The sequence below is a fragment of the Franconibacter sp. IITDAS19 genome, assembly GCF_023079515.1.
GTDB classification, from domain to species: domain Bacteria; phylum Pseudomonadota; class Gammaproteobacteria; order Enterobacterales; family Enterobacteriaceae; genus Franconibacter; species Franconibacter pulveris.
The window spans coordinates 250,064-271,442 of the sequence record NZ_JALJCP010000005.1 but is presented as its reverse complement, the minus strand read 5'-3'; the positions used below and the strand labels follow the sequence as shown (position 1 = coordinate 271,442).

The following is a 21,379-nucleotide window of genomic DNA, read 5'->3' as shown; positions in this document are numbered from 1 at the left end:
CAGGGAAGCCCTTTTTTTCAGGAGAGCAGCGTAAAGGCTATCGCCCCGACGAGGGCGCCGGTGGTGCCGAGGATGGTTTCCATCAGCGTCCAGGTTTTTAGCGTCTGCCCTTCCGTCGCGCCGGTAAACTTGCCGAAGAGCCAGAACCCGGCGTCGTTAACGTGGCTCACCACAATCGAGCCGCCACCAATGCAAATGGACAGCGCGGCAAGCTGCGCGCCGGAGTAGTGCAAATTTTCGATAACCGGCATCACCAGGCCTACCGCCGTCAGGCAGGCGACGGTGGCGGAACCCTGAATAATGCGCACCGCCGCCGCCAGCACGAAACAGGTCAGGGCAATGGGAAGCCCCATGCCGGTCAGGGCTGAGCCCAGCGCCGGGCCGACGCCAGAGTCGACCAGCACCTGTTTAAACACGCCGCCTGCGCCGATCACCAGCAAGATAATGCCCGCCGGTTGCAGCGCCTGGCCGCACACCGCCATCACTTTATCTTTCGGCATGCCGCGGCGCATCGCCAGGCCATAAATAGCCACCAGGCAGGCGACGAGAATCGCGGTAAACGGATGGCCGATAAACTCCAGCCATTCATACAGGCGGGAGCCCTGCTCCGTAAAGCGGGCGGCGATGGTTTTCATTCCCACCAGCACCAGCGGCAGCAGGATAAGCGACAGGCTGAAGCCAAACGACGGCAGCTTGCTGTCGCCAAAGTCAGGCTCGTTAATGTCGTCCGGAATACGCAGCTCCACATAGCGGCTAATAAAATTGCCGAACAGCGGACCGGCGATAAGCATGCCCGGAACGGCGGCGCACAGGCCAATCAAAATCATCCAGCCGAAATCGGCATGCATCTGGGAGGCGAGCAGCATCGGCGCGGGCCCCGGCAGCAGGAAGGCGGCGGCGGCGGCCACGCCTGCGAACAGCGGGATCACCAGTCTTACGAGGTTGGCGCCGGTGTGGCGCGCCATAGAGAACGCGATGCTGATAAGCAGCACAATCGCCACTTCAAAGAAGAGCGGTAGCGCGCAGATAAGCCCGGCAAGGCCAATGGCGTAATGCGCCCGGTTATGACCGAAAGATTTCAACATCTTCAGGGCTATCTGGTCCACCGCGCCGGTTTCATGCAGGATTTTGCCGAACATCGCGCCAAGCGCCACCACCACAGCCAGAAAGCCGAGCGTGCCGCCCATCCCCTTTTCCATTGTCGCTGCGATTTTATCGAGCGGCATGCCGGAGAAAAGCCCGGCGCCGATTGAAACCACCATCAGCGCCACAAACGCATGCATCCTTGCCTTCATGACCAAAAACAGCAAAAGGAGAACCGACCCTACAGCCGTCAACACGAGGGTTAATGTATTCACAACTTTTATAGCCTTTTATTTTTGATTGATTAGCGCAATGGTGCTCTCCACCACCTCATCCAGCGTCTGGTTGATATCGACGATCAGCACATCGCCTTCGTCGTTTTTCGGCTCTTCTAACGCTTCAAACTGGGTCACCAGCATCTGCGGTTTGAAGAAGTGGCCTTTACGCGCGCGCAGGCGGCTTTCAATCACGTCGAAATCGCCTTTCAGGTAGATAAAAGAGAGATTCGGGTTGCCGTCGCGCAGAATGTCGCGATAGCGCTTTTTCAGCGCCGAGCAGACAATCAGCGAAACTTTATTGGTGCGCTGCATGGCGAAAGCGGCGTCGTTGAGCGCCTGCAGCCAGGGCTTGCGATCGTCATCGTTTAGCGGGTCGCCTGCCGCCATTTTCATGATGTTGCGGCGCGGATGCAGGAAGTCGCCATCCAGAAAGGCGGCGTTCAGACGGTGCGCCACTTCAGCGGCCACGGCGGATTTGCCGCTGCCGGAAACGCCCATCAGAACAAAGATATGGTGATCGTTATTGGTTGTGCTCATCGCGTGGCTCCTGGTGGCACAGATTACACAAAGCGTTACGGGCAAGACTGTTACGGGTAACTGTTATCGGTAACATTGTCTGGCTCATATTCTTAATTAGCAATAACCATAGCTTTTGAGAGTGGATAAGTGTGAACTACTTCAAATTTGCGCGATCAAATCGATCCGCCCGGCGACAGGGTAAAACCGAGATCCAGCAGCGTCGGCGTTACCGTTTCGCCGCGAATGCGCGCCAGTAAACGCTCGGCGCCGATACGCCCCATCCGCTCGCGCGGCGTCAGGACGCTGGCGAGGCGCGGCTCCATCACCTGCCCGATATCGTGGCCGTGAAAACCGGCAATCGCCATATCCTGCGGAATGCGCAACCCCATACGCTGGCACTCGAACGCCGCGCCGATGGCGAGGTCGTCGTTAGTGCAAAAGATACTGTCGAGCTGCGGGTATTCGCGTCGCGCCTGGCGCAGTAATTCAATGCCTGTGGAATAAGACGACGATTGCTCCACCATGACGCTGTAAGGCGTCAGCCCCGCGTCCCGCATCGCCTGCTCATACCCTTTTTGTTTCATGATGGTGCGCTCATCAAGGCGCGCGCCCAGATAGGCGACGTGACGATGGCCGCGCGCGATAATCGCCGCGGTCATCTGCCGCGCCGCGTCGAAGTTATCAAACCCCACGGCGATATCCAGACACGGCGACACGCTGTCCATCAGCTCCACCACCGGAATGCCGGCCACTTCAATCATTTTCAGCGTGCGCGGCGTATGGGTGCGCTCGGTCAGGATCAGGCCGTCGATATTCCATGAGAGCATCGACTCCAGCCGCTCCTCTTCCAGCTCTGGCTTATAGCCATAGTGGGCGAGCATGGTCTGGTAGCCGTGCGCGTCAATCACGCTTTCGATACCGCGCAGCACCTCGGCGAACACCTGATTGGTTAAAGAGGGAAGCAAGACGCCCACCGCCCGGCTGGTGGCGTTGGAAAGGATATCGGGCGCCCGGTTGGGAATGTAGCCAAGCTCATCCAGCGCCACGGCGATTTTCCCACGCAACGCCGTCGAAACCTGCTCAGGGTTGCGCAGATAACGACTGATGGTCATTTTGGTAACGCCGACGAGATCGGCTACGTCCTGAAGAACCGGTCTTTTCTTTTTCATCGTCCTGAATAAGCGTGAGGTGAAAATTGTCGCTCAGTCTAGCACGGACGATGCTCAACCTTCCCCAGTTTCAGGGAAGGTTGAGAAGTGCGTTAAGTTATTAAACTGGCGGCAGATCGAAGAGCAGAATTTCGCTTTCGCTGTCGGCATGAATGGAGAGCGCCTGCTCATCCCAGATGGCGAGACCATCACTGGTTTTCGCTTTCGTGCCGTTAATCGTCACTTCACCTTTCACTACCTGGATCCAGACGCGGCGCTCGGCGGCTATCGGATAAACCGACTGCTCCTCTTTCGCCATCGCCCAGCGGGAAAGCTCCATATCCTGGTAAACTTTCAGCGAACCGTCACGGGCGTCCGGCGACAGCACCAGCTGGCGGCCCTGAGCGGCGTCGAAGCGGCGCTGCTCGTAGCGCGGCTCAATGCCGGTTTTTTCCGGAATGATCCAGATCTGGTACAGACGCAGGCGCTCGGTGCTGCTCGGGTTGTACTCGGAGTGACGCACCCCGGTCCCGGCGCTCATAATCTGGAACTCGCCCGCAGGCACCTGCTCTTTGTTGCCCATGCTGTCCTGGTGCTCCACCGCCCCTTCCAGCACGTAAGTCAGGATTTCCATGTCTTTGTGCGGGTGGGTGCCGAACCCTTGTCCGGGCGCCACGACGTCATCGTTAATCACCCGCAGCGCGGAAAAGCCCATAAAGTTCGGGTCGTAATAGTTGGCGAAGGAAAAGGTGTGCCAGGAATCCAGCCAGCCATGATTTGCGTGACCACGTTCTTCTGCTTTGCGTAAGAAAATCATCTTTTATACCCTCGTTGCGCCTGAGTCATCAGGCCATGTTCGTTTCGATGGATGTAGTGTGGACCGAGAACGATGAGGATCATAGAGGGTGAAAATTGACTCCTCTGTTCAAAAAATATGAATAAGTCCAGAGGAGCCAGAAAGCCTTATTTCGCAAGGGTTACCGTAGCGGGTGAGGCCTGCTCGAAACCGCGTTCGAGGATTTCCAGATTGGTCAGCACTTCAGATTCTCTGACGTAATTTGGCGCGCCGTTAACGAGCGTTTCATAGAGCGAATCGTAGACGCGGCCGTAGTCGCCCGGCACGGCATCGACCTTCTCACGCACGGTTTCCCCGGCGCCGTTGACATACTCCAGCACCCCTTCGCCTTCATGGGCCGCAAAGCCCGGCTCGCCTGGCATAACGCCCGCTTTCAGGCTGGTTTCCTGCTGGTCGATGCCGTAGCGCAGAAACGAACCCTGGGTACCGTGCACGATAAACTTCGGGTAATCGATTTTGACGAAGTGGCTGGTTTTAACGATGGCTTTCATATCGCCATAGAAAAGCTGCGCTTCAAACGTATCGTCCGGGTTCGCCTTATTGCGCAGGCTGCGGATGTCGTAACTGACATGGTCCGGTCGGCCGAACAGCGAGATTATCTGGTCCATCGTATGCACGCCAAGGCCGTAGAACATACCGTCCTGCGGCAGGCCTGGTTTGGTCTCCGCCGTCGGGCGGTAGTAATCGAAGTGGCTTTCGATTTCGACAATCTGCCCAAGCTTGCCGCTCTCAATCACCTGTCGGGTAGTGAGGAAGCAGGAGTCGAAGCGGCGGTTTTGGTAAGGCGTGACGGTCAGCCCTTTGCTGCGCGCCAGTTCGAACAGCTCCCGCGCCTCGGCAATCGTCGGCGTGAAGGGCTTCTCCACCAGCACGTTTTTGCCCGCCTCCAGCGCGCGCTTCGCGTAGTCGAAATGGCTGTCTGCGTGGGTGCAGACAATCACCAGCTTTACAGAATCGTCGCCCAGCACCTCGTCAAGATTGCTGGTGAAGTGGATATGCTGATATTCCGGCTGCTGCTCCAGCGCCGGTTTCTCGTGGCGGCGGAAAATATGGGCAACGTGAAATTTATCCTTACGAATAAGCACGTAAGGCAGATGGTAACGGGTAGTGCTTTTGCCAAAGCCGATAAAAGCGCAATTGAGGGTCATACTCTTTTCCTTATTTCAGACACTCAATTTACCTTAACTCCCGATGCGGGCATGCGCCAGTCCGGGCGCTTTTCTGAATGCGAAAAGCACACTATTCCTGGCTCGTTGATTCCGCTAAGGAATTTGACCGCTGCTGTAAACCAGGAATGTGTTTAGCCCTGAAGCGTTACGGGTGCGTGGTAGTATGCGCGGCCCGGATAACCCGGCGCTTTTATCTTTTCACAGGCGGGCAACGGAGCCGCAGGCAAGCCACCATGGATCGGCGTTTTCTCTTTTTAAATGCGGGACTCTGTTTCTGGTCGCTGGCGCTGGCGGCCTGGTGTTATCACGCCCGGAACTGGGCGCTGCCGCTCGCCTGCCTGACCTTATTGGCTTTTACCCTTCATCCCTTACAACAGCAGGTTTTTACTATGTTTGGAAAAATGAAAACGACGGCAGAGACGCCGCAAAATAAAGTGGTCACTGCCCCGCAGCCGGTTGAAAAAGAGCCGGCGCGCGAAGAGAAGCAAAACAATACCGTGGTCGCCGCCGACGTACGTTTTGAAGGCAATATTACCGCCGCCGGGCAGGTTTATATCTACGGTGCGGTGTACGGCAACATCGACTCCAGCGGCGGCATTATCAAAATCATGCGCAGCGGGCTGGTGGAAGGCAACATCACCAGCCGCGAACTGATTGTCGACGGCACCGTCAACGGCCAGTGCCGGTCTGAATCCATCGATATTTACGAGCACGGCAAAATCCACGGCGCGATTGCCTATGCGACGCTTTCGATTAAAAAAGGCGGCGCGCTGGTAGGCCAGTCGGAGATCTGGACGCCGGTTGAAACGCAGACCAACATCCTTGATTTCAGCGTCGAGCAACCGATAGCGGCGGAAGCGGCGGAAAGCGAAGCGATAGTCGGGCCGCAGAAACCCGCAAAAGAGAAAAAGCAGGCCTGAACGTTAACCCACCCCGCGGCGTTCAGGCAAAAAAAAAGCCAGCACCCGGCTGGCTAAGAAATACTGGAAGCAATGTGAGCAATGTCGTGCTTTCAGGTTCTCCGTTGGGGACTCCCTGAACGCACGGCAATAATAATCATTATCATTCGCATGTGTCCAGCGATTTTTAGCAAAAAATGGCAGTTGACCCCAAAAGCGAAACCCCGGAAGGTGGTAATTACCGTCACTCAATGAGGAGAAAAGTATGTCTGCACAAGTGGTTGTCCGTCACGCCGAAGCCCGGGATACCGAAGCCCTGCGCCAGCTCAACGCCCTGCCGGAGGTCTACCACGACACGCTGCAAATTCCTCATCCCTCTTTTGAAATGTGGCAAGCGCGCATGAACCAGCCGCCTGCCGGGCGGCGCCAGTTAGTGGCCTGCATTGACGATGTAGTGGCAGGCCATCTTGCTTTGACGGTGGAGCAAAACCCGCGCCGCAGCCACGTGGCTACCTTCGGCATGAGCGTTCACCCGGCACACCGCAACCGCGGCGTCGCTTCCGCGCTGATGGCGGAGATGGTGAACCTCTGCGATAACTGGCTGCGCATTGAGCGCATCGAACTGACCGTATTTGCCGACAACGCCCCCGCGCTGGCGGTCTACCGTAAGTTTGGCTTTGCGCTGGAAGGCACCGGAAAGCAATTCGCCCTGCGCAACGGCGAATATGTGGATGCTTACTACATGGCGCGAATGAAAGCGCGTTAACCCTTTTACTTCACGCTTTACCGTGAAATCTTCCGGCGCTGTCGCCTGACAGCGCCGTTCTCTTTTCCCCGTTTCTTACGCTTTATGACCATACCGTTTGGCATATACCCAAAATTCATATGAAATATTTTTTGGTCATTTTAAAGCTATAAACCCTCTCTATATATTTGTCTGAAAAACGCCCCAGGCAAAAAACTTCATACGCCATACCCGCCCTTTCAGCGCTCATGACGGTTTGCAGGATAAAGAAAGTTAATGATTGTTCTAAAAAACATATCCAAAATTTTTCACACGGGAAAAGAGAGCCTGACCGCCGTTGATGACGTTAGCTTGTCCATCGCGCGCGGGCAGATCTACGGCATTATCGGCTACAGCGGCGCCGGGAAAAGCACCCTGATACGCCTGCTGAACGGCCTTGAAAAGCCAACCGCCGGCAGCGTTGTGATTGCCGACCACGATATTTCGGCGGCGAAGGGCGAAGCGCTGCGCCGCGCGCGCCTGAAAATCAGCATGGTGTTCCAGCACTTCAACCTGCTGTGGTCGAGAACCGTCAGCGAGAACATCGCTTTTTCGATGCAGATTGCCGGCGTCCCTAAAGCGGACATCAAAAAGCGCGTGGCGGAGCTGGTTGAACTGGTTGGGCTGAAAGGACGCGAAAACGCCTACCCTTCCCGCCTGAGCGGCGGGCAGAAGCAGCGCGTGGGCATTGCGCGGGCGCTGGCCAACAACCCCGACGTGCTGCTGTGCGACGAGGCCACGTCGGCGCTTGACCCGCAAACCACCGATCAAATTCTCGACCTGCTAAAGGACATCAATAAGCGCTTCAACCTGACCATCGTATTAATTACCCATGAAATGCACGTGGTACGCAAAATTTGCGATCGCGTGGCGGTGATGGAAAACGGCAAAGTGGTGGAAGAAGGCGACGTATTGCAGGTCTTTACCCACCCGCAAAAGGAAATTACGCGGCAGTTTGTGCGCCAGATCAGCCAGCATGACGACGATGACGCGTTTCAGCCGGAACTGGCCGATAACCTGCGCGGCACCATTATCAAACTCACGTTTGTTGGCCACAGCACCCACCAGCCGGTCGTGGGCGAACTCACGCTGCGCTACGGCGTACCGTTTAATATTCTCCACGGGCGGATGACGCAAACCGCGCAGGGGGTATTCGGCCAGCTCTGGCTGCATGTCGACGCCAGCGAAGAGCAGCTTGACAACATTCTTAATGATTTACGCCAGCATGATATTCAGAGTGAGGTAATTAAACGTGGCTGATTCATATTTTCCCCATCTGAAATGGGACCAGCTTATTGCGGCCACGCAGGAAACGCTTTATATGACGGCGCTGTCGGGTATTGCGACGTTTATTCTCGGGCTGATTCTGGGGCTGGCGTTATTTTTAACGGCCAGAGGCAGCTTATTCCAGAACCGAACTATTTATGGCGTTATTTCTGTTGTAGTAAACGTCTTCCGTTCTATTCCTTTTATTATTTTGATTGTGCTGCTGATCCCGTTTACCAAAACGATTATCGGCACCATTCTCGGCGCCAATGCCGCGCTGCCAGCGTTGATTGTCGGCGCGGCGCCCTTTTATGCGCGCCTCGTTGAAATCGCGCTGCGCGAAGTGGACAAAGGCGTGATTGAAGCCACGCGTTCTATGGGCGCTCGCCTGAGCACGCTTATTTTCCGGGTATTAATTCCTGAATCCTCACCGGCGCTGGTCTCCGGCATTACCGTTACGCTTATCGCGCTGGTGAGCTACAGCGCGATGGCTGGCGTCATTGGCGCAGGCGGTTTAGGCAACCTGGCTTATCTGGAAGGATTCCAGCGCAACCACAACGATGTCACTCTGGTGGCAACGGTAACCATACTCGTCATCGTCTTTATTATTCAGTTTATAGGCGACGCGCTGACGAAGTATTTAGACAAACGTTAAACACACAACAGAGAATTAACCACATGAAAAAAGTTCTGACACTGATTGCCGCCGCCACATTAAGCTTTTCCGCCTGGGCTGATACCTTAACCGTTGGCGCCTCTAACGTTCCGCATGCGGAAATTCTGGAGCAGGCGAAGCCTATTCTTGCTAAACAGGGCATCGACCTCGAAATTCGTCCGTTCCAGGATTACATCCTGCCGAATACCGCGCTGGCGAGCCATGATATCGACGCTAACTATTTCCAGCACATCCCGTATCTGAACAGCGTGCTGAAAGATCACGCCGACGATAAGTCTTATGACTTTGTCAGCGCGGGCGCTATCCATATTGAGCCGATCGGCATTTACTCTAAAAAATACAAATCGCTGAAAGAGCTGCCTCAGGGCGGCAAAGTAATTATGCGTGACGCCGTGGCGGAAGAAGGCCGCATTCTCTCTATCTTTGAAAAAGAAGGCGTGATTAAGCTGAAGCCGGGCGTGGATAAAGTCGCCGCACGCATCAGCGACGTAGTGGAAAACCCGAAAAAACTGCAGTTCCTGCCGAACGTTGAAGGCTCCCTGCTGCCGCAGATGTATGCCAACGACGAAGGCGACGCAGTAGTAATTAACGCTAACTACGCCATCGACGCTGGTCTGGATCCGGTGAAAGACCCGATTGCAGTGGAAAGCGGCGAAAACAACCCGTACGCCAATATCATTACCGTACACCGCGGCGACGAGAAGAAAAAAGATATCGTCGCGCTGGTGAACGTACTGCACTCTAAAGAGATTCAGGACTGGATCCGCACCAAATATAAAGGCGCGGTCATTCCGGTAAATAACTAAGCGAACAGGGATAGCCGCATGTTAAGCGGCCATCCTTTCTCTTCTTTAAGCCGCAGGCGTTGAGTCGCCCGCGGCTTGATGCCACGATTAGTACCCCGCCGTTAAATCCTCCACCGTGCGCGGGTCGGAAGCGCCATAGAGCATGCCGTCCGGGCCGACCATGATGCTCTGCGTGCTGCCCATCACCTCTTTCACCGCCACGTTCTGCCCTTTCTCTTTTAACAAACGCTGCGTGTCCGGGCTAAACCCCTTCTCCAGCCATAGCTCGTCCGGCAACCACTGGTGGTGGAAGCGCGGCGCGCTGGTCGCTTCCGCCACGTTCATGCCGTAATCCACGGTGTTGACTATCATCTGCAGCACGGTGGTGATGATACGGCTGCCGCCCGGGCTGCCGGTCACCAGCCAGGTTTTGCCCTCTTTCACCACGATGGTCGGCGACATGGAAGAGAGCGGGCGCTTCTTCGGCCCCACGGCGTTGGCGTCGCCGCCCACCAGCCCGTAAACGTTCGGCACGCCGGGCTTGGCGGAGAAGTCATCCATTTCGTTGTTCAGCAAGATGCCGGTATTGCCCGCCACGATGCCGCTGCCGAAATCGGTGTTGAGCGTATAAGTCACCGCCACCGCGTTGCCGTCTTTATCCACCACCGAGAAGTGGGTGGTCTGGTTGCTCTCATAGGGCGAGATATTGCCAGGCTTAATCTCCTTTGACGGCCTCGCTTTGTTGATATCGATTTGCTGCGCGAGCGACTTCGCGTAACCCTTGCTGGTGAGCGCCTCCCACGGCACTTTCACAAAGTCGGGGTCGCCAAGGTACTCCGAGCGGTCGGCATAGGCGTATTTTTCCGCTTCCGCCATCAGTTGAATGGCGTCGGCGCTGCCGAAACCGTATTTATGCAGATCGAAATTCTCCAGAATATTCAGGATCTGCACGATGTGGATCCCGCCGGATGAAGGCGGCGGCATGGAGTAGATCTGGTAGCCGCGATAGTCGCCGCTAATCGGCGTACGCTCCACTGCCCGGTAGTTGGCGAGATCGGCTTTGGTGATAAGCCCGCCGTTTTTTTCCATCTCCTGCGCTATCTGGTCGGCAATCGGGCCTTTATAAAAGGCGTCCGGGCCGTTTTCGGCAATCATCTCCAGACTTTTCGCCAGATTGGTCTGCACCAGCCTGTCGCCCTGCTGTAGCGGCGTGCCGTCCTGCTTCCAGAAAATCGCCTTGCTGTTTTCATGTTTGGGCAGGATATCGGTGCCGTACGTTTTCAGGTCCGAGGCCAGCGCCTCGTTAATGGTTATCCCGTCGCGCGCAAGCTTAATGGCAGGCTGCATCACCTTGTTAAGTGGCAGCGTGCCGTACTTCTCCAGCGCCAGCGTAAAGCCCGCCACGCTGCCCGGCGTGCCGGTCGCCAGATGCGACGTCAGGGATTTATTGCTGTCGGCGTTCCCCTGATCGTCGAGGAACATATCCCGCGTGGCTTTTTCCGGCGCCATTTCGCGAAAATCAATGGCGGTGACCTTGCCCTCTTTGGTGCGCAGCATCATAAAGCCGCCGCCGCCCAGGTTGCCCGCCTGCGGGTGCGTGACCGCCAGCGCAAAGCCCACCGCCACCGCCGCATCCACCGCATTGCCGCCCTGCTTAAGGATGTCCACGCCCACCTGGGTGGCGGTAGCGTCTACCGACGCCACCATGCCGTGCTGGGCGCGCACCGGATGAAAGATATCCTGCTCGACGCCATAAGAAACCGGAGCAGGGGCTGCCGTAGGCGGCGGCGCGGCCGTCACCGATAAACATAGCCCTGCCACCAGCGCCGGGATGACGGCCCAGCGTGCCGTGTTCCACCTCATCGTCATTGCTGCTCTCCTGCTCAAACGGGGCCAGCCCCCGCTTAAGCCTGGTTCACAATGCTTAAAAAATCATCGTACTGCGCTAAAGGAGATACACTAAAAGAATGCCCCCGAGACGGAGGAAGTGAGCATGAAACGAACATGGCTACTGGCGGCTCTGCTGCCCTGCTGCGCGCTGGCGCAGCCTTTGAATGTGACCAATAACCCAAACCTGCCGGGCTATCAGATCCCCGCTCAGCAGCGGCTGCAAACGCAAATGCAGATAGAACAAAATCAGCGGCAAACCATGCTTAACCAGCAGGTGCAGTCGCAAACTCGCCTGCAGCAGCAACATCTGGAATCGCAAATTAACAACAACACGCAGCGGATGCGGCAGTCGCAGCCGGGCGAGCTGAACCCGCAAACGCAGCAGGTGCTGCCCAACACCAGCGGCAGCATGCTAAGCAGCGGCGGCGAACAGCGAATGCTGAATCCCTCTGTAAACCAGAGCGGGATGATGAGCGGCAGCGGTCAGGATCGCATGCTGAACAACAGCGCCAGCATGACGCAGGAGAGCCATATGCTGCCGCAAAGAAATAACGGCGATATGCTGCAACAGAACAACGGCACGCTGAACAACAACAGCACCGGTACGATGCCGCAGCCCAACGTGCCGCTGAAAACTATCGGGCCTTAAGCGTGGAAGTCGGGGCCGATGAGGTCAATCCGGTCGGTGCAGATGCAGTCTACGCCCCAGCTCAGCAATAGCGCGGCGCGCTGCGGGTCATTCACGGTATAAACCAGAATGCGCAGCCCGGCGGATTTAATTTGCGCCACCCGCGCCTCATCCAGCAAGCGATGGTTAAGGTGCAGGGAAACGCAGCCGAGCCGGGAGGCCAGCGCGCGCCAGTCGTCGCGCCACGCATCCAGCAGCAGGCCGCGCGGCAGTTCCGGCGCGCTCTGCTGCGCCGCCTCCAGCGCCTCAATGGAGAACGAGGAGAGCAGCGGCGCGGTCATTCCCTGCCACAGCGCGCGGGCGGCCAGCGCCACGACGCTCCCCGTTTCGGCATCCGCGCCGGTCGTCGGCTTGATCTCAATATTCGCCATCATCGCGTGCTGGCGGCAGCGCTGCGCCACCTCTGAAAGCAGCGGCAGCTTCTCGCCTTTAAACTCGCCGCTATACCAGCCGCCCGCGTCCACTTTCAGCAATTCGTCCCACGTCAGGCGCCCCGCCACCCCCCAGCCGTTGCTGGTACGCTCAAGCGTATCGTCATGCAGCAGGAAGATCTGCCCGTCGCGTGAGAGCTTGGCGTCAAACTCAATCATGGCGTGACCGAAGCGCGCCCCGACGTCAATCGCCGCCAGCGTGTTTTCCGGCGCCAGCTTGCCGCCGCCGCGGTGGGCGACGATGCGAGGGTAAGGCCAGTTGCTCATAGTCGTTGTCCTGTTTCACCGTCAAAAAAGTGCAGATGATTTTCCGGCAGGTGCAGCCACAGCGTGCTGCCCGGCTGCGGACGCTCCTGGTGCGCCAGGCGCACCACTACGCTCTGCTGTCCCCAGCGCCCGTGAGCGAGGTTATCCGCGCCGAGCATTTCAAGCGTATCCATCGGCAACGGCACGCCGCCTGCGGTTTGTGAGCTTAGCGCAATATGTTCCGGGCGGATACCCAGCGTCACCTTGCGCCCGGCGAGCGATTTATGCAGCCGCCCCAGCGGCAGAGAGAGACCGCCGTCCACGTCAAAATGGGCGCCGTCGACGTTAACGCGCCCTTCCAGCAGGTTCATCGCCGGGCTGCCGATAAAGCTCGCCACAAAGCGGCTGGCGGGCTTTTCGTAGACCTCCACCGGCGTGCCAATCTGCTCCGCCACGCCTTTATTCATCACCATTACGCGCTGGGCGAGCGTCATCGCCTCCACCTGGTCGTGCGTGACGTACAGCGATGTGGTGCGCAGACGGCGGTGCAGCTGTTGCAGTTCAAGACGCATTTGTACGCGCAGTTTGGCGTCGAGGTTGGAGAGCGGCTCGTCAAAGAGAAACACCGCCGGGTCGCGTACGATGGCGCGGCCCATTGCCACGCGCTGACGCTGACCGCCGGAGAGCTCGCGCGGGCGGCGCTTGAGCAACCCGTCCAGCTCCAGAATGCGCGCCGCCTCTTTCACCCGCTCGGCGATATGCGCTTTACCCATACCGCGAATTTTCAGCCCCCAGGCCATGTTCTCTTCCACATTCATATGCGGATAGAGCGCGTAGTTCTGGAACACCATGGCGATGCCGCGCGCTTTCGGCTCCATTTCCGTGACGCGCTGGCGATCTATCCAGATATCGCCGCTCGTCACCCGCTCAAGCCCCGCCACCATGCGCAGCAGCGTGGACTTGCCGCAGCCGGAGGGGCCGACCATCACAATAAATTCGCCATCCGCCACGTCCACCGTCAACGGCTGGATAACCTGCGTTTTGCCGTTATCCCAGCTTTTGGTCACGGCCTGAAGTTTTAAACCTGCCATCTTATTTCTCGCTATCCACCAGCCCGCGAACAAAGGCGCGCTGCATTGCCAAAACAATCACTACCGGCGGGATCAGGGTCAGCAGCATTGCCGCCATCACCTGGTTCCACTGGGTGCTCCCCTCGCCAAGCGAAATCATCCCTTTAATGCCTGCCACCGCCGTGCCGAGGCTCGGGTCGCTGATTATCAGCAGCGGCCAGAGATACTGGTTCCAGCCGTAGATAAAAGTGATGACGAACAGCGCCGCCAGGTTGGTTTTCGACAGCGGCAGCACGATGTCGCGGAAAAAGCGCATCGGCGAGGCGCCGTCAATGCGCGCCGCTTCCAGCAGTTCATCCGGCAGCGTCATAAAAAACTGGCGGAACAGAAAGGTGGCCGTAGCCGACGCCATCAGCGGCAGCGTCAGCCCGGTGTAGCTGTCGAGCATTTTCAGGTTCGCAATCACCTCTACCGTCGGGAAAATACGCACCTCGACCGGCAGCATCAGGGTGATAAAAATCATCCAGAAGAAAAGATTGCGCAGCGGAAAGCGAAACCAGACGATGGCGAAAGCGGAAAGAATGGAGACGGCGATTTTGCCCACGGTGATGCTGAAAGCCATGATGAAGCTATTAAGCAGCATCAGCCAGAAGGGCGCGCTGTTGGCGCCGACGCCGTTGCGCCAGATGTTGCTCATGTTTTCCCACAGATGGCCGCCCGGGATAAGCGTCATCGGCGTAGCGAACACCGCCTGGTTATCGAGCGTTGCCGCCACAAACGCGACATAGAGCGGGAAAAGGATGACGGTGATGCCGATAATCAGCATCACATGACAGAAGATGTCCAGCCCGCGACGGTTCTCAATCATTGGTAGCGCACCTTTTTTTCCACATAGCGAAACTGCACGACCGTCAGCACGATAACCAGCAGCATCAGCACCACGGACTGCGCGGCGGAAGCGGAAAGGTCCAGCCCGGCGAAGCCTTCGCGATAAATTTTGTAGATAAGCGTGGTGGTGGCCTGCACCGGTCCGCCCGCCGTGGCGGCGTCGATAACCGGAAAGGTGTCGAAGAAGGCGTAAACGAGGTTCACCACCAGCAGGAAAAAGCTCACCGGTGCGATAAGCGGCAGCGCCAGCATAAAGAAGCGGCGAATGGGGCCCGCGCCGTCAATGGCGGCGGCTTCCACCAGCGAGCGCGGGATGGACTGCAACGCGGCGAAAAAGAAAAGGAAGTTGTAGCTTATCTGCTTCCAGACCGAGGCGAAGACCACCAGGAACATCGCCTGGCCGCTGTTCTGCGCGTGGTTCCAGTAATAGCCGACATGCTCCAGCACGTGGGTGATAAGGCCGCGCCCCGGGTTGAACAGGAAGATCCAGAGCACCGCGGCAATAGCGGGCGCCACCGCATAGGGCAGCAGCATCAGCGTCTGGTAAAAACGGCTGCCGCGCACCACGTAATCCACAAGGGCTGCGAAAAAGAGCGACACCAGCAGGCCGCTGACGGTGACCAGCGCGCTGAATTTAATGGTGGTCCAGAAGGAGTCCAGATAGTAGCTGTCGTTGAAGAGCTGGGTAAAATTTGCGAGCCCGACAAACTGGCTGGAGAGCCCAAACGGGTCAACGCTTTGCACGGAGTACCAGAGCGCTTCGCCGGCAGGCCAGATAAAAAAGATAATGGTGATAATCAACTGCGGCGCCAGCAGTGCGTAGGGCAGCCAGCCTGAGCGAAACACCGGACGAGATGAAGACATAGCGTAACTCTTTAACAGCAGCGGGCGGCGGACAGGCCGCCCAACGTTGCAGAAAAACGTGAAAGGCGGAGGCGTTTTGCTTATCCGCCCGACAACGGCGTTATTCAACGGCGCGTTCTGGCTTTATCCCTCACCGCAGCCCTCTCCCCGCAGGGTGAGGGTGAGGGGCATCGCGTTATCAGGACTTCGTCGACTGCTCGAAACGGCGCAGCAGCTGGTTGCCGCGCTCAACGGCGGAGTCCAGCGCCTGCTGTGGCGTCTTCTTACCGGTCCAGACGCTTTCCAGCTCTTCATCAACAATGGTGCGGATCTGCGGCATATTGCCCAGACGCAGCCCTTTGGTGAACGGCAGCGGCGGCTTGTTCAGCATCTGGCGGGTGGCGATATCCGCGCCCGGGTTCTTGTCATAGAAGCCCTGCTCGCGCGTCAGGTCGTAAGCGGCAGTGGTGATAGGCAGATAACCGGTTTTCTGATGCCATTCCGCGGCGATTTCCGGCTGCGCGAGGAAGTTCAGGAACTCCGCCACGCCTTTGTACATCGCTTTGTCTTTGCCCTGCATCACCCACAGGCTCGCCCCGCCGATAATGGCGTTTTGCGGCGCGCCTTTTACGTCGGCGTCGTAAGGCATCATGCCTACGCCGTAGTTGAATTTGGCGTAGTGACGGATATCCGCAAGCGAACCGGAAGAGGCCGTGGTAATGGCGCAGTCGCCGTTGTAAAACTTCTCGGTTGATTCGTCTTTACGGCCGAAATAGCTGAAATCGCCCTTCTTGTTGAGCTCCTGCAGCAGCGCGATATGCTTCACCTGCTCCGGCTTGTTGAACTCCAGCACCGCGTCGGCGCCGTCGAAGCCGTTATTTTGGGTGGCGACCGGCAGACCATGCCAGGCGCTGAAGTTTTCAATCTGGATCCAGCCCTGCCAGCCGCTGGCGTAGCCGCACTTCATCCCTGCCGCTTTCAGCTTCGCGGTATAGGCGGCGAGATCCTGCCAGGTTTTCGGCGGCTGCTCCGGGTCTAAGCCCGCTTTTTTGAACGCGTCTTTGTTGTAGTAGAGCACCGGGGTGGAGCTGTTAAACGGCTGAGAGAGTAAGTGCCCGCTTTTGGCATCGGTGTAGTAACCGGCGACGGTCGGTACAAACTGGGTTTCATCGAACTTAATGCCAGCGTCGTTAAAAACTTCGTACACGGGCTTGATGGCTTTGGAAGCCATCATGGTGGCGGTGCCCACTTCATACACCTGCAAAATCGCCGGAGCGTTGCCGGTGCGGAAAGCCGCGATACCTGCCGCCAGGCTCTGCTCATAGTTGCCTTTGTAAACCGGGGTGATTTTGTATTCCGGGTGCGCCTGGTTGAAGCGCTGCGCCAGCGAATCGACCTCTTTACCCAGTTCGCCTTCCATGGAATGCCAGAAAGGAATGGTGGTTGCGGCCATTGCCGGGCCGCTCAGCGCCCATCCCAGAGCCACACAAATTGCTGTACGTCGTAACGAAGCTGTCATGTCTGTTATCTCTCTGATTATGCGTCGTTTGAGATGCGCGAAATCACGCGTTTTATGCTCGCGAGGTAACATGACACGCGCGTATGACAGAAAAATAACTGCTAAGTTACGAGATTGTTACATTCAAACGGCGCAGAGATGACGCTAACGTGATGCCCGGGTGACGGGTTTCACCCGCGTAGCCGGGCGGCGATAGCTTCAGGCGAGAGACGCTCAGCCGCTGCGTTAGCCGCCAGCCAGTTATCGCGTTTTGGCCTTCTGCCATTCGCCGTTTTTGATTTGGTTATAGGTGCGGTTGATCTCGCGGCGTTCCGCCTCCCTTTCGCCATCAGACAGGGTTCGCTGTTCATAGTCGCAGGGGGAGTAACGCACGCGGCGGCACTGTTCATCCATATCGCGGGCGGTGGGCGTCGGCGTTTTTTCCTGCCAGACAGCAGGGTCGCGTAGATCCCGTTTTCCCGGCGCAGCCAGTTCAACGCCCGCAGCGGTAAGCGAGCTGTAAAACATGAACAGAGAGAGCAGATGATATGTTGCCAGGCGCATATTTCCTCCCTGCCCTGACCGGGCGCGCGATAAATAAACGCCCGAGAAATTAGCACGGCGGAAAAGAAAAAGGAGCCTTGCGGCCCCTTTTACAGAATAGTGCTTTACCCGCCGAGATAGGCGCTGCGCACCGCCTCGTTGGCGAGCAGCGCTTCCCCGGTATCCTCCAGCACCACGTGACCGTTTTCCAGCACGTAGCCGCGGTCGGCCAGCTTCAGCGCCTGGTTGGCGTTCTGCTCGACCAGGAAGATGGTCATGCCCTCTTTGCGAAGCTGTTCGATGGTGTCGAAAATCTGCTGAATGATGATGGGCGCAAGCCCCAGCGACGGTTCATCCAACAGCAGCAGGCGCGGCTGGCTCATCAAGGCGCGGCCAATCGCCAGCATCTGCTGCTCGCCGCCGGACATAGTGCCGGCGCGCTGGATGCGGCGCTCGTGCAGGCGCGGGAAGAGTTCATAAACGCGTTGAATACGCTCCTGATACTGCGCGCGGTCGGCGAAGAAGCCGCCCATCGCCAGGTTTTCTTCCACCGTCATGCGGGAAAAGACGCGGCGGCCTTCCGGCACAATCGCCACCGCCTCGCGCATGATGCGCGCCGTCTGCCAGTCGGTGATGTCTTTGCCATCAAAGACGATTTTGCCGGTGCTGGCGCGCGGGTCGCCGCAGAGCGTGCCGAGCAGCGTGGTTTTCCCCGCGCCGTTGGCGCCGATAAGCGTGACGATTTCGCCCTGCTTAATGTGCAGGCTCACCTCGTGCAGCGCCTGGATTTTGCCGTAGTGCGCACTCACCCGGTCAAAAGACAACATCACATTTTCCATCTTAAGCCTCACCGAGATAAGCGCGAATAACGTCAGGGTTGTTGCGGATCTGCTCCGGCGTGCCGTTGGCAAGCGGCGTCCCCTGGTTCACCACATAGATTCGGTCCGAAATCCCCATCACCAGCTTCATATCATGCTCAATCAGCAAAATCGTGGTGTTGTGATGATTACGCAGTTCAACGATAAGCTCGTCCAGCTCTTTGGTCTCTTTCGGGTTGAGGCCCGCCGCCGGTTCGTCGAGCATCAGGATCTCCGGCTGCGTCACCATGCAGCGGGCGATTTCCAGACGTCGCTGGTCGCCGTAGGCGAGGTTGCCCGCCTGGCGGTTGGCGTGCTGCAACAGATTGATGCGCTCAAGCCAGGCGGCGGCGCGATCCAGCGCGTCGCTGTGGGCGCGACGAAACGCCGGGGTTTTCAACAGGCCGGAAAAGAGGCCCGATTTAAGCTGCTGGTGTTGCGCCACCAGCAGGTTTTCGATCACCGTCATTTCACGAAACAGTCGAACGTGCTGGAAGGTGCGCACCACGCCCATACGGGCGATCTGCTGGCCCGGCAGCCCTTCGAGATGCTGGTCGCGCAGCAGGATGGTGCCGCCGGTGGGCTTGTAAAAGCCGGTCAGGCAGTTAAACACCGTGGTCTTGCCCGCCCCGTTGGGGCCAATCAGCGAGACGATTTCCTGCGGGCGCAGCTCCAGCGAGACGTTATTCACGGCAAGCAGACCGCCAAAACGCATCATCAGGCCGCTGACGGATAATAATGGCTGACTCATGCCTGCTCTCCTTTACCGCTTTTCAGTTTCAGCTGCGGGCGCGTCATCGGCAACAACCCCTGCGGGCGCCAGATCATCATCAGCACCATCAGGCCACCCAGCACCAGCATGCTGTATTCATTCAGGTCACGCATCAGTTCACGGGAAACGACCAGCAGAATGGCCGCGAGGATCACGGCGAACTGCGAGCCCATGCCGCCCAGCACCACAATCGCCAGCACAAACGCGGATTCCGCGAAGGTGAAGGACTCCGGGCTGACGAAGCCCTGGCGCGCAGCGAACAGCGTACCGGCGAAACCGGCGAACGCGGCGCTGATGGTAAAGGCGGTCAGCTTGATGCGCGTCGGGTTCAGGCCAAGCGAGCGGCAGGCTATTTCATCTTCGCGCAGCGCTTCCCAGGCGCGACCCAGCGGCATACGCAGCAGACGGTTAATCACAAACAGCGAAAAGACCACCAGCAGCAGCGCCACCATATAAAGCCAGATAACCCGGTCGGACGGGTCGTACTTCACGCCGAAGAAGTTGCTGAAAGTATCCCAGCCGCCTTCGCGCGCGGTGCGGCTAAACTCCAGCCCGAAGAAGGTCGGTTTTGGGATCTGGCTGATGCCGTTCGGGCCGCCGGTAATTTCGGTGTTATTGAGCAGCAGGATGCGCACAATCTCGCCGAAGCCCAGCGTCACAATCGCCAGGTAGTCGCCGCGCAAACGCAGTACCGGGAAGCCAAGCAGGAAACCCGCCGCCGCGGCAACCAGGCCCGCGAGCGGCAGGCAGGTCCAGAAGCCCAGGCCGTAATAGTGGTTCAGTAAGGCGAAGGTATACGCGCCGATGGCGTAGAAACCGCCGTAGCCCAGCACCAGCAGGCCGGAAAGCCCCACCACCACGTTCAGGCCAAGGCCGAGGATGATATAAATCATCGTCAGGGTGGCGATATCCACCGTGCCGCGCGAAACCATAAACGGCCAGGCGACGGCAATCAGCAGCAGAAGCAGCAGGAACAGCTTTTGCTTCACCGTCGAGCCATCAATGGCTGGCAGAATAAACTTCGGCCCGGAGACCTTTTTCATGCTCTGCTGGAAGAACGGGCGCAGCAGCTGGAAGAAGAAGACCACGGCGGTGCCGATGAGGATCCACTCCCAGCGCACGTCGGCGGCGGAACCCACCACCAGACGGGTGCCGTCGAGGCTTAACTGCACGCCCATGAAAACGGACGCCAGCACGAAGAACATGGCGGCGGAAAGAATGGCCGCGACAAAATGCATCGGTTTCATACTTTTTCCACCTCCGGACGGCCCAGGATGCCGGTGGGCATCACCAGCAACACGCCGATCAACAGCGCGAACGAGACCACATCTTTATATTCAGTGCTCAGATAAGCAGAGCAGAGCGCTTCGGTCACGCCGAGAATGAGCCCGCCGATCATCGCGCCCGGAATGCTGCCGATGCCGCCCAGCACCGCGGCGGTGAAGGCTTTCATCCCGGCCATAAAGCCGATGTAAGGGTTGATAACGCCGTAGAACTGGCCGAGCAGCACGCCCGCCACCGCCGCCATCGCCGCGCCAATCACGAAGGTGAGCGCAATAACGCGGTCGGTGTTGATGCCAAGCAGGCTCGCCATTTTTAAATCTTCCGCGCAGGCGCGGCAGGCGCGGCCCATGCGGGAGTAGCGGATAAACAGCGTCAGCGCGAGCATCGCCAGCACGGTCACAACCCAGATAACCAGCTGCATGGTGGTGATGCTGGCGGAGAAGTTTTCGCTGCTGCCTACCGTCCACTGACCGTTAAAGAGGCTTGGCAGCGCGATATCGCGCGAGCCTTCCGTCAGGCTGACGTAGTTTTGCAAAAAGATAGACATGCCAATCGCAGAGATCAGCGCGATCAGGCGCTTGGAGCTGCGCACCGGGCGGTAGGCCACGCGCTCAATACTCCAGCCGTAAGCGCTGGCGATAACAATCGCCCCCACAAACGCGGCGCTAATAAGCAGCCAGCTGGTGTCGATGCCCATCATCATCAGCGCGGCGATGATCATAAACGACACATAACTGCCAATCATGTAAACCTCGCCGTGAGCGAAGTTAATCATGCCGATAATGCCGTAAACCATGGTGTAGCCGATGGCTATCAGCGCATAAGTGCTGCCCAGCGTGACGCCGTTAAACATCTGCTGGAGAAAATAGAGGAACTGCTCGGACATAACGTAACCTTCTTCAATCC

22 protein-coding genes are annotated in these 21,379 nt (G+C 58.0%); 6 read left to right on the top strand and 16 right to left on the bottom strand.

Going from position 1 to position 21,379, the window contains the following annotated elements:
• Positions 1-17: 17 nt before the first annotated feature.
• The 5 genes from gntU to MT962_RS15610 form a co-directional block, all read right to left on the bottom strand.
• Positions 18-1,358: a gluconate transporter gene (gene gntU, locus MT962_RS15630; RefSeq protein WP_024557036.1), complete on the bottom strand. Its 1,341-nt coding sequence runs from the start codon at positions 1,356-1,358 to the stop codon at positions 18-20.
• A gap of 15 nt (positions 1,359-1,373) precedes the next feature.
• Positions 1,374-1,898, bottom strand: a complete 525-nt coding sequence (gntK, locus tag MT962_RS15625) for a gluconokinase (RefSeq protein ID WP_024557037.1) — start codon at positions 1,896-1,898, stop codon at positions 1,374-1,376.
• Between the two features lie 155 nt (positions 1,899-2,053).
• The gene (gntR, locus tag MT962_RS15620) at positions 2,054-3,049 is read right to left on the bottom strand and encodes a gluconate operon transcriptional repressor GntR (protein ID WP_024557038.1); all 996 of its coding nucleotides are present in this window, start codon (positions 3,047-3,049) and stop codon (positions 2,054-2,056) included.
• A 100-nt stretch (positions 3,050-3,149) separates the two neighbouring features.
• Positions 3,150-3,845 carry a pirin family protein gene (locus MT962_RS15615; protein ID WP_024557039.1) on the bottom strand — a complete coding sequence of 232 codons (696 nt, stop codon included), beginning with the start codon at positions 3,843-3,845 and terminating at the stop codon, positions 3,150-3,152.
• Positions 3,846-3,991: 146 nt separating this feature from the next.
• Positions 3,992-5,032 (bottom strand): oxidoreductase, encoded by a 1,041-nt coding sequence (locus MT962_RS15610; protein ID WP_024559783.1) that lies wholly within the window; start codon positions 5,030-5,032, stop codon positions 3,992-3,994.
• Between the two features lie 254 nt (positions 5,033-5,286).
• On the opposite strand from MT962_RS15610, the gene MT962_RS15605 reads away from it, so the two are divergent.
• From MT962_RS15605 to MT962_RS15585, 5 genes are all read left to right on the top strand, one after another.
• Positions 5,287-5,973 carry a polymer-forming cytoskeletal protein gene (locus MT962_RS15605; protein WP_024559784.1) on the top strand — a complete coding sequence of 229 codons (687 nt, stop codon included), beginning with the start codon at positions 5,287-5,289 and terminating at the stop codon, positions 5,971-5,973.
• Between the two features lie 244 nt (positions 5,974-6,217).
• Complete coding sequence (yhhY, locus tag MT962_RS15600) at positions 6,218-6,718, top strand: N-acetyltransferase (protein WP_247366016.1); 501 nt, start codon at positions 6,218-6,220, stop codon at positions 6,716-6,718.
• Positions 6,719-6,973: 255 nt separating this feature from the next.
• The gene (locus MT962_RS15595) at positions 6,974-7,996 is read left to right on the top strand and encodes an ATP-binding cassette domain-containing protein (RefSeq protein ID WP_024559785.1); all 1,023 of its coding nucleotides are present in this window, start codon (positions 6,974-6,976) and stop codon (positions 7,994-7,996) included.
• Entirely contained in the window at positions 7,989-8,657 is a 669-nt protein-coding gene (locus MT962_RS15590; RefSeq protein WP_024557044.1) for a methionine ABC transporter permease, read from the top strand. The genes MT962_RS15595 and MT962_RS15590 overlap by 8 nt, the downstream gene beginning before the upstream one ends.
• Positions 8,658-8,680: 23 nt before the next feature.
• Positions 8,681-9,484, top strand: a complete 804-nt coding sequence (locus MT962_RS15585) for a MetQ/NlpA family ABC transporter substrate-binding protein (protein WP_024557045.1) — start codon at positions 8,681-8,683, stop codon at positions 9,482-9,484.
• An 87-nt stretch (positions 9,485-9,571) separates the two neighbouring features.
• Here MT962_RS15585 and ggt read toward each other — a convergent pair whose 3' ends face one another.
• A complete protein-coding gene (gene ggt, locus MT962_RS15580) occupies positions 9,572-11,332 on the bottom strand; it encodes a gamma-glutamyltransferase (protein WP_024559786.1) in 1,761 nt (586 codons plus the stop codon).
• 124 nt (positions 11,333-11,456) lie between these two features.
• On the opposite strand from ggt, the gene MT962_RS15575 reads away from it, so the two are divergent.
• A complete protein-coding gene (locus MT962_RS15575; RefSeq protein ID WP_247366015.1) occupies positions 11,457-12,002 on the top strand; it encodes a DUF2756 family protein in 546 nt (181 codons plus the stop codon).
• Here MT962_RS15575 and ugpQ read toward each other — a convergent pair.
• From ugpQ to livH, 10 genes are all read right to left on the bottom strand, one after another.
• Positions 11,999-12,739, bottom strand: coding sequence for a glycerophosphodiester phosphodiesterase (gene ugpQ, locus MT962_RS15570; protein ID WP_024557048.1), 741 nt, complete (start codon positions 12,737-12,739; stop codon positions 11,999-12,001). The genes MT962_RS15575 and ugpQ overlap by 4 nt on opposite strands.
• Positions 12,736-13,809: a sn-glycerol-3-phosphate import ATP-binding protein UgpC gene (locus MT962_RS15565; protein ID WP_247366014.1), complete on the bottom strand. Its 1,074-nt coding sequence runs from the start codon at positions 13,807-13,809 to the stop codon at positions 12,736-12,738. Before MT962_RS15565 ends, ugpQ begins: the two co-directional genes overlap by 4 nt.
• Before the next feature lies 1 nt (position 13,810).
• Positions 13,811-14,656, bottom strand: a complete 846-nt coding sequence (gene ugpE, locus MT962_RS15560) for a sn-glycerol-3-phosphate ABC transporter permease UgpE (RefSeq protein WP_247366013.1) — start codon at positions 14,654-14,656, stop codon at positions 13,811-13,813.
• A complete protein-coding gene (ugpA, locus tag MT962_RS15555) occupies positions 14,653-15,540 on the bottom strand; it encodes a sn-glycerol-3-phosphate ABC transporter permease UgpA (RefSeq protein WP_247366012.1) in 888 nt (295 codons plus the stop codon). The genes ugpE and ugpA overlap by 4 nt, the downstream gene beginning before the upstream one ends.
• Positions 15,541-15,718: 178 nt before the next feature.
• Complete coding sequence (ugpB, locus tag MT962_RS15550; RefSeq protein ID WP_188724114.1) at positions 15,719-17,038, bottom strand: sn-glycerol-3-phosphate ABC transporter substrate-binding protein UgpB; 1,320 nt, start codon at positions 17,036-17,038, stop codon at positions 15,719-15,721.
• Between the two features lie 240 nt (positions 17,039-17,278).
• A complete protein-coding gene (locus MT962_RS15545) occupies positions 17,279-17,581 on the bottom strand; it encodes a hypothetical protein (protein ID WP_247366011.1) in 303 nt (100 codons plus the stop codon).
• 104 nt (positions 17,582-17,685) lie between these two features.
• Positions 17,686-18,399 carry a high-affinity branched-chain amino acid ABC transporter ATP-binding protein LivF gene (livF, locus tag MT962_RS15540; RefSeq protein ID WP_024557054.1) on the bottom strand — a complete coding sequence of 238 codons (714 nt, stop codon included), beginning with the start codon at positions 18,397-18,399 and terminating at the stop codon, positions 17,686-17,688.
• 1 nt (position 18,400) lies between these two features.
• Entirely contained in the window at positions 18,401-19,168 is a 768-nt protein-coding gene (livG, locus tag MT962_RS15535) for a high-affinity branched-chain amino acid ABC transporter ATP-binding protein LivG (protein ID WP_024557055.1), read from the bottom strand.
• On the bottom strand, positions 19,165-20,436 hold the full coding sequence (locus MT962_RS15530) for a high-affinity branched-chain amino acid ABC transporter permease LivM (RefSeq protein WP_048888776.1): 1,272 nt from the start codon (positions 20,434-20,436) through the stop codon (positions 19,165-19,167). The genes livG and MT962_RS15530 overlap by 4 nt, the downstream gene beginning before the upstream one ends.
• Positions 20,433-21,359, bottom strand: a complete 927-nt coding sequence (gene livH, locus MT962_RS15525) for a high-affinity branched-chain amino acid ABC transporter permease LivH (protein ID WP_024557057.1) — start codon at positions 21,357-21,359, stop codon at positions 20,433-20,435. Before livH ends, MT962_RS15530 begins: the two co-directional genes overlap by 4 nt.
• Positions 21,360-21,379: the final 20 nt, after the last annotated feature.

What these genes read in the sequence shown, in the direction of transcription:
- ugpA (WP_247366012.1), bottom strand. Translation starts at nt 15,540, where the DNA reads ATGTCTTCATCTCGTCCGGTGTTTCGCTCAGGCTGGCTGCCCTACGCA.
- livH (WP_024557057.1), bottom strand. Translation starts at nt 21,359, where the DNA reads ATGTCCGAGCAGTTCCTCTATTTTCTCCAGCAGATGTTTAACGGCGTC.
- ugpE (WP_247366013.1), bottom strand. Translation starts at nt 14,656, where the DNA reads ATGATTGAGAACCGTCGCGGGCTGGACATCTTCTGTCATGTGATGCTG.
- MT962_RS15565 (WP_247366014.1), bottom strand. Translation starts at nt 13,809, where the DNA reads ATGGCAGGTTTAAAACTTCAGGCCGTGACCAAAAGCTGGGATAACGGC.
- gntR (WP_024557038.1), bottom strand. Translation starts at nt 3,049, where the DNA reads ATGAAAAAGAAAAGACCGGTTCTTCAGGACGTAGCCGATCTCGTCGGC.
- MT962_RS15615 (WP_024557039.1), bottom strand. Translation starts at nt 3,845, where the DNA reads ATGATTTTCTTACGCAAAGCAGAAGAACGTGGTCACGCAAATCATGGC.
- MT962_RS15595 (WP_024559785.1), top strand. Translation starts at nt 6,974, where the DNA reads ATGATTGTTCTAAAAAACATATCCAAAATTTTTCACACGGGAAAAGAG.
- ugpQ (WP_024557048.1), bottom strand. Translation starts at nt 12,739, where the DNA reads ATGAGCAACTGGCCTTACCCTCGCATCGTCGCCCACCGCGGCGGCGGC.
- MT962_RS15610 (WP_024559783.1), bottom strand. Translation starts at nt 5,032, where the DNA reads ATGACCCTCAATTGCGCTTTTATCGGCTTTGGCAAAAGCACTACCCGT.
- livG (WP_024557055.1), bottom strand. Translation starts at nt 19,168, where the DNA reads ATGAGTCAGCCATTATTATCCGTCAGCGGCCTGATGATGCGTTTTGGC.
- MT962_RS15585 (WP_024557045.1), top strand. Translation starts at nt 8,681, where the DNA reads ATGAAAAAAGTTCTGACACTGATTGCCGCCGCCACATTAAGCTTTTCC.
- MT962_RS15605 (WP_024559784.1), top strand. Translation starts at nt 5,287, where the DNA reads ATGGATCGGCGTTTTCTCTTTTTAAATGCGGGACTCTGTTTCTGGTCG.
- gntK (WP_024557037.1), bottom strand. Translation starts at nt 1,898, where the DNA reads ATGAGCACAACCAATAACGATCACCATATCTTTGTTCTGATGGGCGTT.
- yhhY (WP_247366016.1), top strand. Translation starts at nt 6,218, where the DNA reads ATGTCTGCACAAGTGGTTGTCCGTCACGCCGAAGCCCGGGATACCGAA.
- MT962_RS15575 (WP_247366015.1), top strand. Translation starts at nt 11,457, where the DNA reads ATGAAACGAACATGGCTACTGGCGGCTCTGCTGCCCTGCTGCGCGCTG.
- ugpB (WP_188724114.1), bottom strand. Translation starts at nt 17,038, where the DNA reads ATGACAGCTTCGTTACGACGTACAGCAATTTGTGTGGCTCTGGGATGG.
- livF (WP_024557054.1), bottom strand. Translation starts at nt 18,399, where the DNA reads ATGGAAAATGTGATGTTGTCTTTTGACCGGGTGAGTGCGCACTACGGC.
- MT962_RS15530 (WP_048888776.1), bottom strand. Translation starts at nt 20,436, where the DNA reads ATGAAACCGATGCATTTTGTCGCGGCCATTCTTTCCGCCGCCATGTTC.
- MT962_RS15545 (WP_247366011.1), bottom strand. Translation starts at nt 17,581, where the DNA reads ATGCGCCTGGCAACATATCATCTGCTCTCTCTGTTCATGTTTTACAGC.
- ggt (WP_024559786.1), bottom strand. Translation starts at nt 11,332, where the DNA reads ATGACGATGAGGTGGAACACGGCACGCTGGGCCGTCATCCCGGCGCTG.